Annotated in this window: 14 protein-coding genes; 6 read left to right on the forward strand and 8 right to left on the reverse strand. The window is 42.6% G+C overall.

The window, feature by feature from the left end; genetic code table 11:
* Nucleotides 1-135: 135 nt before the first annotated feature.
* Genes Q8W40_RS02605 through Q8W40_RS02620 form a run of 4 tightly spaced genes read right to left on the reverse strand, consistent with a single transcriptional unit; the run spans nt 136 to nt 2,405 of the window.
* Complete coding sequence (locus Q8W40_RS02605) at nt 136-543, reverse strand: CBS domain-containing protein (RefSeq protein WP_101113493.1); 408 nt, start codon at nt 541-543, stop codon at nt 136-138.
* Nucleotides 540-890 (reverse strand): P-II family nitrogen regulator, encoded by a 351-nt coding sequence (locus Q8W40_RS02610; RefSeq protein ID WP_101113492.1) that lies wholly within the window; start codon nt 888-890, stop codon nt 540-542. The genes Q8W40_RS02605 and Q8W40_RS02610 overlap by 4 nt, the downstream gene beginning before the upstream one ends.
* Complete coding sequence (locus Q8W40_RS02615) at nt 880-1,674, reverse strand: DUF1538 domain-containing protein (RefSeq protein WP_305395756.1); 795 nt, start codon at nt 1,672-1,674, stop codon at nt 880-882. The genes Q8W40_RS02610 and Q8W40_RS02615 overlap by 11 nt, the downstream gene beginning before the upstream one ends.
* Entirely contained in the window at nt 1,671-2,405 is a 735-nt protein-coding gene (locus Q8W40_RS02620) for a DUF1538 domain-containing protein (RefSeq protein ID WP_101113638.1), read from the reverse strand. Before Q8W40_RS02620 ends, Q8W40_RS02615 begins: the two co-directional genes overlap by 4 nt.
* Nucleotides 2,406-2,818: 413 nt before the next feature.
* Between Q8W40_RS02620 and Q8W40_RS02625 the strand changes: the two genes are divergently transcribed.
* The 5 genes from Q8W40_RS02625 to Q8W40_RS02645 all read left to right on the forward strand — a co-directional run bounded on the left by Q8W40_RS02625 (nt 2,819) and on the right by Q8W40_RS02645 (nt 7,491).
* On the forward strand, nt 2,819-3,733 hold the full coding sequence (locus Q8W40_RS02625; protein ID WP_305395757.1) for a TIGR01777 family oxidoreductase: 915 nt from the start codon (nt 2,819-2,821) through the stop codon (nt 3,731-3,733).
* Nucleotides 3,734-3,894: 161 nt separating this feature from the next.
* Nucleotides 3,895-4,722, forward strand: a complete 828-nt coding sequence (locus Q8W40_RS02630) for an SDR family oxidoreductase (protein WP_305395758.1) — start codon at nt 3,895-3,897, stop codon at nt 4,720-4,722.
* A gap of 350 nt (nt 4,723-5,072) precedes the next feature.
* On the forward strand, nt 5,073-5,927 hold the full coding sequence (locus Q8W40_RS02635; protein ID WP_305395759.1) for a co-chaperone YbbN: 855 nt from the start codon (nt 5,073-5,075) through the stop codon (nt 5,925-5,927).
* Between the two features lie 192 nt (nt 5,928-6,119).
* Nucleotides 6,120-7,037 (forward strand): SPFH domain-containing protein, encoded by a 918-nt coding sequence (locus Q8W40_RS02640; RefSeq protein WP_305395760.1) that lies wholly within the window; start codon nt 6,120-6,122, stop codon nt 7,035-7,037.
* Nucleotide 7,038: 1 nt separating this feature from the next.
* Nucleotides 7,039-7,491, forward strand: a complete 453-nt coding sequence (locus Q8W40_RS02645) for an NfeD family protein (protein ID WP_305395761.1) — start codon at nt 7,039-7,041, stop codon at nt 7,489-7,491.
* A 53-nt stretch (nt 7,492-7,544) separates the two neighbouring features.
* On the opposite strand, the gene cueR is transcribed toward Q8W40_RS02645, so the two are convergent.
* Nucleotides 7,545-7,940 (reverse strand): Cu(I)-responsive transcriptional regulator, encoded by a 396-nt coding sequence (cueR, locus tag Q8W40_RS02650; protein ID WP_305395762.1) that lies wholly within the window; start codon nt 7,938-7,940, stop codon nt 7,545-7,547.
* A 419-nt stretch (nt 7,941-8,359) separates the two neighbouring features.
* Between cueR and Q8W40_RS02655 the strand changes: the two genes are divergently transcribed.
* Nucleotides 8,360-9,013 (forward strand): YccT family protein, encoded by a 654-nt coding sequence (locus Q8W40_RS02655; RefSeq protein WP_305395763.1) that lies wholly within the window; start codon nt 8,360-8,362, stop codon nt 9,011-9,013.
* A 181-nt stretch (nt 9,014-9,194) separates the two neighbouring features.
* On the opposite strand, the gene Q8W40_RS02660 is transcribed toward Q8W40_RS02655, so the two are convergent.
* The 3 genes from Q8W40_RS02660 to zipA form a co-directional block, all read right to left on the reverse strand.
* The gene (locus Q8W40_RS02660) at nt 9,195-10,232 is read right to left on the reverse strand and encodes a porin (protein WP_305395764.1); all 1,038 of its coding nucleotides are present in this window, start codon (nt 10,230-10,232) and stop codon (nt 9,195-9,197) included.
* Between the two features lie 801 nt (nt 10,233-11,033).
* Nucleotides 11,034-13,049: an NAD-dependent DNA ligase LigA gene (gene ligA, locus Q8W40_RS02665; RefSeq protein ID WP_305395765.1), complete on the reverse strand. Its 2,016-nt coding sequence runs from the start codon at nt 13,047-13,049 to the stop codon at nt 11,034-11,036.
* An 83-nt stretch (nt 13,050-13,132) separates the two neighbouring features.
* Entirely contained in the window at nt 13,133-14,038 is a 906-nt protein-coding gene (gene zipA, locus Q8W40_RS02670; protein ID WP_305395766.1) for a cell division protein ZipA, read from the reverse strand.
* Nucleotides 14,039-14,279 lie beyond the last annotated feature (241 nt).

Genomic DNA, 14,279 nt, shown 5'->3' on the forward strand with positions numbered 1-14,279 from the left:
AGCTTACTCATTAGTCAGCTTTCCCATTTTAATATTGGGCTTAGGCATGCCCTAAACCCACCACAATCCAAGGGATTCTATACTTAAATAAGCCTATTTTGCTAGGAAGATATTATGACTCAGACACCTCAGTATTTAGCTAGACAGCTTTGACATACCATTGATGACAATGTTGTTATAACTAACCATACCGATTACCTTCCCGTCTTCCACTACGGGAGCTCGGCTAATGCCAAAGCGTTCAAACAACCTAGCACAGTATTTCACGTTCATTGTTGGCTTTACCGACAAAGCGGGCTTCGTCATAATCTCATATATATTGGTACGCTCTGGCGAGCGGTTTTGCGCCAAAACGCGTTTGGCAATATCGTTCATTAACACGATACCGTATTCATCGTCTTCATACCGTTTATCCACCAGCAACGCTTTTACTTGGTGCTCTTTTGCCAAATGAATCGCTTCCTGAACTGTCGTCAAGCCATCCACAATGACATAGGAGTTCGACATTACCTCTCTGACTTGAATCATCATCTGCATACTCATAATTTTTCCTCTACCACACTGGTTAAGGTTTCAACTTGATGCGCGACCCCAACCGCATCTTCAACATCAATTTGCACCGCAATCCCCTGCCCCGATGCTTCATCAAACTCACCAACTTCACTGATTTTTTCTAATATATGGCGAGACAAATGTTCTTCGACAACAAACAAGAGGACATCTTTTTGAACCTCTAATGTCAGCCCAAGGAAAGTGCGTTTCTTATTAACGCCTTCTCCCCTTGCATGATTAATTACCGTTGCTCCAGTAGCACCCGCGCCGCGAGCAGCATCAAGAACCACATCTGTTTTGCTTTCTTCGACAAAAGCAATAATGAGTTTAAAGCGCATTTTCTTTCTCCTTAGACGAAGCACGCTGATTCAGCCACTGGGTGAGTTGTGCGTACCCCATGACTGAAATAATCGGAAATAGGCTGGCAAAAGCAATCAAACCAAAGCCATCAATCACTGGATTTCGTCCTGGTACCGTTGAAGCAAGTCCTAGCCCCAACGCCGTAACCAAAGGAACCGTAACGGTCGATGTGGTCACACCACCAGAGTCGTATGCCAGTGGCACTATCAGCTTTGGTGCAAAAAAGGTTTGGATAACCACCACGATATACCCAGAAATGATGTAGTAATGGATTGGATCGCCTACCACAATTCGATAGCTGCCAAGCGATATGCCTACCGCGACACCCAGTGCAACGGCGATTCGCAATCCATTAACACTAATGGAGCCGCCAGAAACCTGATTCGCTTTAATTGCGACTGCAATCAAAGATGGCTCTGCGACTGTGGTACTGAAACCAATAAAAAAGGCAAATAGGTACACCCAGTAGTAATCTATCCACTCAAGGGACTGACCAATAGACACTTTAAATTCTTGCAAAAATTGGGGCTCGGTAAGTTGGCTTGCCATTGTTTCCCCTAGTGGGAACAAGGCCAGTTCAAGCCCAATCAAAAAGAGCGAAAGCCCGATCAACACATAAACAAACCCCAAGACAACTTTCGTCAAATTCGCAATGGGCTTTCGAAGCACAGCAAATTGAAAGCCAAAGATAATCGAGGCGATGGGAATAACATCAGTCACAGTACTAATAAAGGTATCGACAAATAGGGACACACTGATCATGACAGCACCATCCCATAGATCATGACAAACATCATTGGAAGTAAAGAAGCAAAAGCAATCAGACCAAATCCATCTATCATAGGGTTTCGACCTTTAATCGCAGAAGCCAAACCCACACCAAGCGCTGTGACTAGCGGCACGGTAATCGTCGATGTGGTCACCCCTCCGGAATCATAAGCGATGCCAATAATGGTATCTGGAGCAAACCCCGTAAGAATAACGATGCCGATGTAGCCACCGATAATCATAATGTGAATAGGCCATCCTTTTAAGATGCGGATCACCCCGATAACAATGGCTACACCAACAGAAAGTGCGACCGTTAACCGAAGACCATCTGCATAGCTTTCCATCGCCTCTTCAGTATGTGCAATTACTCCACCTTCAGCCGCAACTTCCGATGCTTCTTGTGCGACTGCAGTAAGCGCAGGCTCAGCAATGGTCGTCCCGAACCCTAAACTAAAGGCAAAAATAAGCAGCCAAACGACACTTCCTTTACGGGCAAAAGCCTGAGCCATAGATTCGCCGATTGGAAAAAGCCCCATTTCAAGACCAAAAATAAAGAAAGTGAGCCCTAAGACCACAAGCAGTAAGCCAAATAAGATGGACAACAAATTAGGAAGTGGTTCTTGGAGGACAACCAGTTGAAAAAAACCGATCACCAAAATGATTGGCATCAGATCCCGTAAACTCGATAACATGGACTTAGCAAGCGCAAAAATGGCAGCCATCACACCCCCTGTGTAAACGCAAATCGCAAGCAATGCACCCATACGAACAGTCGTTATATATTCTGTGGTTACTCAAAAACTCATCTAAGTAATCACATTCTGTAATACGAACCTGACTACTTAGACAAAGCTCAAGTCGGTATCTGTTGCTTTAATATGGATGTAAACCAAGACATTCAAAATGACTTGGACATATACAGCATGGCACATAAATATGTAAGAAAATGTGACAATGCTGGAGTGATGAAATTTAAGAAGGAATTATTTGTGAGACGTGTTGTCCACGTAATGCTCAATTATCCGAATTGCCCAAGCTTTATGCGATCACGGCTCTTGATTCTCAAACGCCACTTTGATCTATCTTAGCGACCAACGTCTATAATGAAGAACGGAAGAAGACAATGAGGAAGAACATGAAAGTGTTGTTGACCGGAGGAACCGGTTTTATTGGAAAGGAACTCGTAAAGCACTTAGCTGGTCATCAGCTCGTCGTTCTCACTCGAAATATTGAAAAGGCTAGAGAAATACTCACCCATGCCGACTTTGGCAATATCGAATATATCGCTGATTTCGATTCGTTCTCCGATCTCAATGATTTCGATGCTGTAATCAATCTTGCTGGCGAGCCTATCGCAGATAAACGCTGGTCAGACACTCAAAAGCAAAAGATATGTGATAGTCGCTGGGACATAACCAAACAAGTGGTTTCACTTGTCCACGCAAGTACCCAGCCGCCCTCCGTTTTTATTAGTGGCTCTGCTGTCGGCTACTATGGAGATCAACAGTCTCATCCATTCGATGAAAACCTCCATGTTCACCAAGAGCAATTTGCTCATCAAGTGTGTTCAAAATGGGAAACTATCGCCAAAAGAGCCGAATCTGACAGAACGCGAGTTTGCCTGCTCAGAACAGGTATCGTGCTTGGTACCAACGGCGGGGCGCTCGAAAAAATGATCCTTCCTTACAGAATGGGGCTAGGTGGACCAATAGGCAGCGGAAAACAGTACATGCCATGGATCCACCTCCAAGACATGGTAAGAGCCATAATGTATTTACTCGAAACCGATTACGCACATGGTGTATTTAACCTGTGCGCGCCTCACCCTGTTCAGAATCAGCTGTTCAGCAAAACCTTAGCTAAGGTCTTGAATCGACCTCATATCTTATTCACCCCCAAATGGGTTATTCAACTTGCATTGGGCGAGGCTTCATCGTTGCTGTTTGATAGTATTCGAGCTAAGCCTAAACACTTAACAGAACTTGGCTTTATATTTACTTACTCTCGCCTTGAGCCAGCACTCAAAAATATTTTGCAACACCAAGATTAGGGACTACTGACCATTTACGGTTACTCTTCATGAAGCAAAACTCATCGCTCTGTATTCTTTCTCAGCTTAAAGGAAAGATGATGTAAAGCGATGAGCTCTTTCCAACTCTTTGACAAAGCAATGGAACAAAATCCTAAGCTCAAATATCACAAGGAAACTTAATGAAAGCCTCCGTTCTTATTACTGGCTGTTCTACTGGCATCGGCTACGTTTGTGCTCACGCACTGCATGAAAAAGGCTACAATGTTATTGCTTCATGCCGCCACCAAGATGATGTAGAAAGGCTTCGCTCGGAAGGTCTCACGTGTGTCCAATTGGATGTAAGCGTGCAAGACAGTATTCGTAACGGCCTTTCAGAAGCGCTGAAACTCACAGAAGGTAAAATTGACGTCCTTTTTAATAACGGTGCATACGGGCAAGCTGGCGCATTGGAGGACCTTCCTACCGAAGCTCTTCGAGAGCAATTTGAAACCAATGTTTTTGGTTGGCACGAACTGGTGAAACAAGTATTACCAATCATGCGTAGGCAAGGATCCGGGCGAATAATCCAAAACAGCTCAGTACTTGGGTTTGCAGCAATGAAATATCGGGGAGCCTATAACGCATCAAAATTTGCCCTCGAAGGCTGGACAGATACGCTACGATTGGAACTGAAAGGTTCAGGTATTCATATCTCTCTGATTGAACCTGGTCCTATCGAGACTCAATTTAGAGCTAATGCCCTTAAGCATTTTAAACAGTGGATTCCTGTAGAATCAAGCGTCCATAAAGCTGAATACGAGTTGCAACTTCAACGTTTAGCGAATGACAAGTCTGGCAATGCTTTTACCTTACCTGCAGAATCTATTATTACACCTCTTATTCATGCCATAGAGTCCACGAAACCCAAGATTCGCTATCGAGTAACAACACCAACCAAAGTATTTGCCATCCTAAAACGTATTCTCCCGACTCGTTTATTGGATAGGATCCTTTCAAAGGCAGCATGATTTACAATTAAACTCTTTTAAAACAAATATCTAGAGATACGTGTTCTTTTAAACCTACGCGCCTCACTCATTAATTTTAATAGTGTCATTAAACGTTAATAATTCTTCTCTAGTATTAACACTGAAGAAGATTCTGCTTTACCCGTATCCCCTGGCAATACCCGTTGAGGAAACAATGACACTAAACCAGCTGAACTGGCTGAGCATAGGTGTAGTGCTTCTTATTTTAATACTGTGACTTACTCCTTTGCTTGCTTATTACCCAAGTGCCACATCATGTGGCATTTCCTCTTGATTTCTCGCCTAATTACCCTTACCTAATAGGGAGTGCCCATAATTAAGGAAAGACCATGTCGTCTGATTACATCGTTGAGTTAAATGAGCAGAATTTTCGTCAAATACTCGAAGGTTCAGCCCAATCACCTGTACTAATACATTTCTGGGCTCCGATGAGCCAAGAAAGTGCGCAAATCATTCCCGATCTGCAAACTCTAGCTAACCAATACCAAGGTACATTTACTCTTGCTTTGTTAAACTGCGAACAAGAACAAATGATTGCCGGTCAGTTTGGTGTACAGGCTTTGCCAACGATCGCCCTATTTGTAAATGGTCAACCTGTTGATGGGTTAGGCGGTCCTCAAACGATTGAGCAAATTAAAGAAATGCTCGCAAAACATTTACCTAGTCAAGACGAACTTGCGCTCAAAGTCATTCAAGAAAAGATTCAATCACAACAATATTCTGAAGCATTAGCTGACATCTCGACCTTAGAAGAGGAATTCAAACAGCGTGGTGACGTTAAGTTGGTCACCGTAGATTGCTTGTTAGAAACCAATCAGTTTGAGTCAGCTGAACAGCTTCTATCAACAATCCCATTAGAATATCAAGATAACTACTATAAAAGCCTAGTGGCCAAACTAGATCTACAAAAACAAGCCGCTGACAGCCCAGAAATTCAAGCGTTAGAGCAACAATTTCAACAATCACCAAACGACGCTCAACTAGCAAATGACCTAGGTTTACAATACCACCAAGTTGGTCGAGATGAAGAAGCGTTAGAGCTGCTTTGGTCATTCCTGTCAAAAGACTTGAATGCACTTGATGGTGATCTAAAGAAATCCTTCATGGATATATTGGCAGCACTTGGACAAGGGCATGCATTCGCCGGTCAATATAGACGAAAACTCTATTCATTATTGTACTAACTCTTCAAAGGCAGTGTGGTTTGCTGGTACTTAAGCAGGTACAGAATGCACTGCCTTTAAACACCTCTCCCTTTAAATTTTTATGGACGTGCTAAATACAGCGCAAAAATCAAACTCGTTTCATAAATAAAGTTTCAGATTAATTCGGTTCACGGTATTCTGGTTTATCCAATATATATTAAGGATATAGTCATGGAACTCGATATTCTCATCACCATTGGCGTGCTTATTTTTGTCGCCATTATCTTTATCGTAGCTGGTGTAAAAACCGTTCCTCAAGGCAATAACTGGACTGTAGAGCGCTTTGGTCGCTTCACCCAAACCCTTAAACCAGGTTTAAACCTTATTATCCCATTTATCGATTCCGTCGGTCATCGAGTAAACATGATGGAACGTGTACTGGATATTCCAGCACAAGAAGTGATTTCAAAAGACAATGCCAACGTAACCATTGATGCCGTCTGTTTCGTACAAGTAGTGGACGCCCCAAAGGCCGCTTACGAAGTTAATGACCTAGAACACGCGATTCGTAACCTAACACTCACGAATATCCGTACTGTTTTAGGATCACTCGAATTAGATGAAATGCTAAGCCAGCGTGACATGATCAACACTCGATTACTTTCTATCGTGGATGAAGCAACCAATCCATGGGGAGTAAAAGTGACTCGTATTGAGATTAAAGATGTTCAACCACCGGCCGACCTTACCGCGGCGATGAATGCTCAAATGAAAGCTGAACGTAATAAGCGTGCTGAAGTACTTGAAGCCGAAGGGGTTCGACAAGCTGAAATTTTGCGTGCTGAAGGTCAAAAGCAAGCTGAAATTTTAAAAGCTGAAGGCGATAAACAAGCCGCTATTCTGCAAGCTGAAGCGAGAGAACGGGCAGCGGAGGCAGAAGCAAGAGCCACAGAAATGGTTTCAAACGCTATCGCACAAGGCGACATGCAAGCTGTAAACTATTTTATCGCCCAAGGCTATACTGAAGCCATTAAGTCCATTGGTCAGGCTGAAAATGGAAAGATCATTATGCTGCCACTAGAAGCAACAGGCTTAATGGGATCTGTGGCAGGTATCGCTGAAATGTTCAAAGACTCGAAAGAGAAATAATATGATAGAAATCCTTAACCAGATGAACCACTGGCACTGGATTGCTCTCGGTTTGGTGTTGCTGTGTGGAGAATTACTTGGGACAGCGGGTTACCTATTATGGATTGGCATATCAGCCATCCTAGTAGGGTTTGTGAAACTGCTTCTTCCAATCAGCTGGGAGCTACAATGGGTATGTTTCGCTGTTTTCTCACTCGTCACCACTTGGCTTTGGTGTCGCTACCAACACAAAAAAGACGTCTTAGATGAAAAAGAGACGAACTTAAATCAACGAGACAAACAGCTTGTAGGCCAAATAACTCGCCTAGAAGAAGACATAGAAGCAGGGCGCTGCCGCATCCGAATGGGCGATACTACTTGGTCTGCAATGAGTGAGCGACCTCTTAGTGCAGGCACCGCTGTTAAAGTAACCGCCGTTGACGGAATAGTCCTTACTATTGAAGCTATAGAGTAATACCCTGTTCTAAAATGGTGTTCACAATGAAATAGGTTTGTCTGGTGGCGAACCTATTTTTTATGCCCACACAAATTATCAATAATCGGACACTCTTTTCCTTCATCCCCTGGGCACTCAGAAATCCAACTTTCTAATTGATTCTTCATCAAGTTTAATTCTGCGATTTTGGTTTCTATTTCAACGAGTTTATCTCGTGTTTTCGCTTTCACTTCAGCGCTTGTTCGCGACGGATTGAACGCTAGTTCCAATAAACCTTTGCATTCATCCAAACTAAAACCTGCCGATCTTGCTCTCGCTACCAATTGCAGTTCTTCTATGTGTTTTTCAGAATAGGTACGGTAGCCATTAGCACTGCGTATGGCTTGAGAAGTGATGCCTTTCGATTCGTAAAACCGAATGGATTTAGGGGTCAACCCTGTAAGTTTAGCGACTTTCGATACATTCATAAAATAGCTCGATAAAACCAATATTTGCACCATACCCAAGTGACCTCAAGATACTCGGTTCAGCGAGTGTTAACTGGCTTTCAGGCAAGGCACCGATATGAAGATCTAGTCATTCTAAATCAAATATCGGTAACGTAGTATGGAAGCCAGTTAAACTCGCCCTTGGGAGCCCATATTCTGCCACATTTCGTCGCCAAAGAACTTAGAAGGACTCGTCATTCCACTGCGTTCTTCTCCTTGAACTAGAACAAAATATGAGGCTCTGAATCCTGTATCTTGAGGTCACTTGGGTATACCAATATAACTGTAAATTAGTTCAAGCGTAAGATCGCAAAGACGAGATTAATTAATACTTTATTTGCGATACAAATAATAAAATACAATATGGATTTTGTTTCTCATATTGCAGGGAGAGAACTATGAAATTAAGTCATAAGCTATTGCTTTCATCAGCTTTAATACCATTTACTACATTGGCTGATATTGAAATTTCAATGCCTAAAGATGTTCAGCTTATGATCGTCAATGGAGAAGATATCGGGTATTCCAGTTTTGGATTCGATTATCAAGAAACGCTCACCGTACCTAATGGCACAAACCAACTGGTATTTCGAGTCGCAAAAGTCGTTACCGAGGCAGGAAGTAAAAACACAAAATTTAAATCTCAACCTTTGGTAGCAACATTTGACGCCAGAGATACAAGCCTAGAATTAACCGTACCTCGGATAACCACACTCAGCCAAGGTGAAGCTTTCAATAAGGAGCCAAAATTCTTTTTGAATAGTCCTACAGGTCAGGTCGATTCTCTAAAAACAGGTCAAATCAAGGTCGGGTTTACTTTCATGCCAGACATGGTTCAAGAAGTCAGTAATTTTAATGCTAGCTCAGAACCTGCGAGTTTAGCTGCTTTTTCCGAAAAGCCCGTTCAAAGTAAGCCAATGCAGAAAAAGAACGAGAAAAAAGTAAAACACGTTGCTTCATCAGATTTGGAATCTTTGCAAAAGCTGTTCAAACACGCATCAGAAGAAGATAAGAAAGCGTTTCTATCTTGGGCTATTTCCAATATCAACTAACCTCATATTTAAAGAAATAAACCACAGAGTAAAATAGTATAGACAAAAGAAAAGCCACTCAAAGTGGCTTTTCTTTTGTCTGCTTTTCAGCTTTCACCTAAAACTATCTCTAGCTTATTTGGCAAAAAAGCCGACGTGTCTAGCACGTCGGCAAATTTGAAAAAGGCAGTGTAACTGGGTCTTAGAAGTAGTATTCCATACCAAGACGCCAGCCTAGATCGCTATCGCTGTCGCTACCAACTTTATCAGTGTGGTGAACTAGACGAGCGTAAACAACTGCATTTGAATCAATGCTGTACATCGCTTGACCAGTGATAGTTTGGTCTTTGTCTTTGATTGTGTCACCGTCAGTTTTCGCGTCCGTAGAAGCTGCAAAGTTCAGGTTAAATGTCCAGTGCTCTACACCAGTGTAGTAAGCACCAAATTTGTACGCACTTTGTGTGCCTTTATCGAAACCAGCTGCGCCAGTTTTGCCACCTTCAGGTTTAATTTCGCCTGTTAGGTAAGCAGCGTGAACACCGAAACCTTCTAGGTCAACGTTCAAACCCGCGATCATTGCATTTGCATCACCACGGTTACCCGCTTTATCAACTTTCTCACGATCAGTGTTGTTTTCGTAAGCTAGCTTCGCTGTGAATACGCCAGTTTTGAACTGACCGCTTGCAGAATATACGTTTGAACCAGCAACATCTTCGTCACCACGACCAGCACCAATAGCGAAGCTGAAGCCGCCTAGGTTTGCTGAATCGTAACGAACCATGTTTGATTGACGATCGTAGTTAGTGTTACCAGTGTTACCTACGTTGAAACCGCCACCAGAACTTTGACCTGTGTAGCCATCAACTACTTCAAATAGTGGCGTTAGTACACGACCGAAACGAACTTTACCAGAATCGCCGAAATCAAAGCCGCCGAACGTATCACGCACACCTAGACCGCTGTCAGAACCGTCGTCACCTACGTTACCACCTTCAAGTTGCCAGATGATAGTTGGACCACGTTCCCAATCTGCAGAACCACGAACACCGATACGTGATTCGTTGTCCATAACGATTGGCTTGTCTGCGCCATCAGTAGTTTGTGCATTTTGAGCTACAGAGATAGCGATTTGACCGTATAGGTCAACTGTTTCTGTTGCTGGTTTAGCAAATGCAGAGCCAGAAACCGCGATAGTAGCTACTGCTGCACCTAGAAGAGTGCGTTTGAAGATCTTTTCCATGGAAAACTCCTAAAATGGATATAGCTGTTTTTGTCCGCTTAACACCTCAATTTGGCCGCTAAGGTGAAAGCATCTTTCCTATTTGCGTGATAATCAAAATCTATTGAATTCACACTTTCTTTTCCTGCATACACAGTGTGTATCCATAGGAAGCAAGACTAACTTCGTGGAGGAAAACATCAACGAGAACTTATTTTTTATCTAAAAAAATATGAAGGAGAGCAAACTTTTCTCAACTTAATGATATGAATCACAGTTATTAATTTTGAGCTTAGAATTAAAGAGGTGGTTGTTATATTTCAATAGGTTAGAATAGAATGAATTTCAATAAAGTTGAAGTGACTCGAAAATGAGTAATATCAATAGCTGCTAAAGAATAAAATCAGAGAATGATCACGGACAATTGATATCTTTATTCACAATGAGAATTAATAGTAAAGTGATGTATATAAATGGCTCACCAAATATTTCTCAGATGGTTATCTTATTCCTCATACTTATTTTGATAGACAAATATTTTTAGAATTAGTTGCATAATTTTTTGAATTATTTTTACTGCCCTTTAAAATTCTCAAAAAAGCTAATTCTTACAAAAATGTATCCATATAACGTTAACCATATGATTCTTAATCATTATTCATAAAATGGTACAAACAGAGAATTGAGGGCGAATGCCAAAGCCTTACCGACCCTTTCACGCTAATCTAAATACAGTAACGTTACCACTGCGAGAAGTTTTTGAAACAAAAATAAAGGCGAGCCCATTAGCTCGCCTTATTCTAAGATTGAACCCTTTTTAGGCTACAAACCAAGTAACTTTGCAAGGCTTTCCTCATCTTGGATTTCAATGCTCAGCTCTTGCGCTTTGGCCAATTTAGAGCCCGCTGCTTCACCCGCAAATAGGATATCTGTCTTTTTAGAAACACTCCCAGTCACCTTTGCACCTAACGCCTGAAGTGCAGCTTTTGCGTCATTACGGTTCAATCGCGAGAAACTACCAGTAATAACCACTGTTTTCCCTTCAAGCACCTGAGGTTGGTTACTCGATTGGTCGGTTACATCGTTCCAATGAACACCGTGTTCCCGCAATTTCGCAATAACATCTAAGTTCGTTGCCGACGCAAAGAAATGTTTTAGGTGAGTAGCAACGATTTCACCTACATCATTGACTTCGATGAGCTGTTCTTTTGATGCTGCTTGAATGGCTTCTAGAGTTTTGAAGTGACTCGCTAGGTTGGCTGCCGTCGCCTCGCCAACTTCACGAATCCCTAGCGAATATAAAAACCTAGGAAGTGTCGTTTCTTTCGATTTATTCAAAGCATCAATTACGTTTTGCGCTGATTTGGGCCCCATTCTGTCTAAAACAGTAATAACACCTGCAGTCAGTTTAAAAAGGTCAGCGGGTGTTTCGACCATTTCTCTATCAACGAGCTGCTCGATAACTTTCACGCCTAAACCGTCGACATCCAGTGCTTTACGCGAAACAAAATGCTTTAGTGCTTCTTTCCTTTGCGCCTGACAAATCAATCCTCCCGTACAACGAGTAACGGCTTCTCCTTCAAGGCGCTCAACTTCGGAAGAACACACAGGACACGCTGTTGGATAGATAATTTCAGAAGCATCATCTGGGCGGCGATCCATCACTACGCCAGTGACTTGAGGGATCACATCCCCAGCACGTCGAATAATGACACTATCCCCAACTTTAACGCCTAAACGCGCAATTTCATCTGCGTTATGTAATGTCGCATTGCTGACTGTCACACCACCCACAAATACCGGTTCTAATTTAGCGACGGGGGTAATCGCCCCAGTTCGCCCAACCTGAAATTCGACATCATTTAATACCGTGATTTCTTCCTGCGCTGGAAACTTGTAGGCGATCGCCCATCTCGGCGCTCTGGCAACAAAACCCAATTCCTCTTGAATGGCAATCTCATCGATTTTGATAACAACACCGTCTATCTCATAAGGGAGATCATCACGTATCGTTTGAATATTTCGGTAGAAATCGAAAACATTCTCCAAACCTTCAACTTTTTGGGTTTCAGGGCACATGGGTAAGCCCCAAGCTTTTAATTGTAAAAAGCGCTCGTAGTGACTTTCAGAAAGAGTACCTCCTTCAACAACGCCCACACTGTATGCGTAAAAGCTAAGTGGACGAGTAGCCGTAATTTTGGAGTCAAGTTGACGCAGACTACCTGCGGCTGCATTACGCGGGTTTACAAAGGGTTTCTGACCTTTTTTGATTGCCTGCTCGTTCATTTTGTCGAAACCCGCTTTAGGCATAAACACCTCACCGCGAACTTCAATGCGTGTTGGCCAATCATCTCCTTGAAGTACAAGGGGGATTGAATTAATAGTACGGACATTCTCTGTGATGTTTTCGCCCGTCGCACCATCCCCACGAGTAGCTGCCTGAACAAGCAAACCATTTTCATACAATAAACTAACGGCTAAACCGTCTAGCTTGGGCTCACAACTGAATGTAGAAAAATCAGAACCAACCGCTCGCTCTTTCGCTCGACGGTAGAACCCTTGTATTTCAGCATCGTCAAACGCATTATCAAGAGAAAGCATTGGGATTTCATGAGCGACAGAGGTAAAGCTATCTAATGCGGCTCCACCCACTCGCTGGCTTGGGGAATCAACCGTCACCCACTCAGGGTGCTCACCCTCTATCTCCTGAAGTTGACGCATCAACCGATCATATTCAGCATCAGGCACTTCTGGGTTATCTTCCACATAATATTTTACAGCATAGTGGTGAAGGGTTTGCTTCAATTCGGAGTAAAGCTGCTCAGTCTTCTTATTCATAACTTGCTCTGTCTTGCTCAGTAAAAAGGGCTCTATATGAGCCCTGATTGTTTTATTCTATCTGTTACTCGTGAATTACAACACTAGCTGTCGTAAAAATCACGAACCTGTTTTCGGTATGCATCCAACCTATCTGGTGTCATTAAATTGCGTTGATCATCTAAGACGTTCCCACCCAAGTCATCCGCAATTTGCTGAGCCGTCTTCAACATCAATTTAAAATTTTGATCTGCTTCACCAAAACATGGCAGTGTCATAAAGAAGGAGATACCTTTTGTCTCGAACGTTTCTGGATCGTCATGTGCCAGAGTACCAGGTTGCATCATATTCGCGACACTAAACAAAACCTTACCCGTTCCAGACATATCCGCATGGCGGTGGAAGATATCCATTTCTCCATATAACAAGCCGTTTTGCTTCATGCTTTCAAACAGGCTGGTTCCAACAAATGGCGCTTCGCCAGCGCAGTGAACGTTTATAACCAGTACTTCCATTTCTTTCTCTGGCTCTAGTTCTTTGTTGGCTTGATCTTGGGTTTCAGTTTCCGTAACTTGGACAACGTCTTCTTCCTGAGCATTAGGCTCAACACTTTTTCTGGATTCTGAAACCGTGACTTCAGAAGATTCTAACGATTCTTCCATGCCAGTTTTTGCTGCAACTTCGTTACCATCAATCGATGAAAAAGACGGTAAAGGTTCATCACTGTCGACGAGTGGATCAAAAGATGGCCTATCATTTTCAGCATCGTCACTGTTAAATTCAGGCTCTTTACGTGGTTTGCGAATAATCTCAAAATCATCTTCTGGAGCAAACGCACGAGTCGCGGCATAATCAGGCTCTTCTTCTTGCTCTGTATCTCCGAGCTTACGATGAGGCTTATTACCAAACTTGGCTTTACCTTCTTTTTTACTTGTCCATAAACCGTGGAATAGCAAAGCGGCAATGGCAAGTAAGCCTACGATGATAAGTACTAGTCGCAATTCCTGCATTTTTCACTCTCTGTTCTCTGCATCGCTGAATAAGTGTTCAAGCTGCAGCTTATTTATCATTTATGTGTGTTACTTTACCAAAAGTCTCTGAGAAATTTGAATAAATATATGTAGACGCCAACAAGCATCGCGTGACCTTCTGCACGCTTTCATTCTATTTTGCTGTAAATCTAAAGCACGAATAAAATTCAGCTTCTATTCATATAACGTATTTTATACCAAGTTACATCAAACGTTCGAG

Source organism: Vibrio penaeicida, from assembly GCF_030689305.1.
In the GTDB taxonomy this organism is placed as follows: Bacteria; Pseudomonadota; Gammaproteobacteria; order Enterobacterales; family Vibrionaceae; genus Vibrio; species Vibrio penaeicida_B.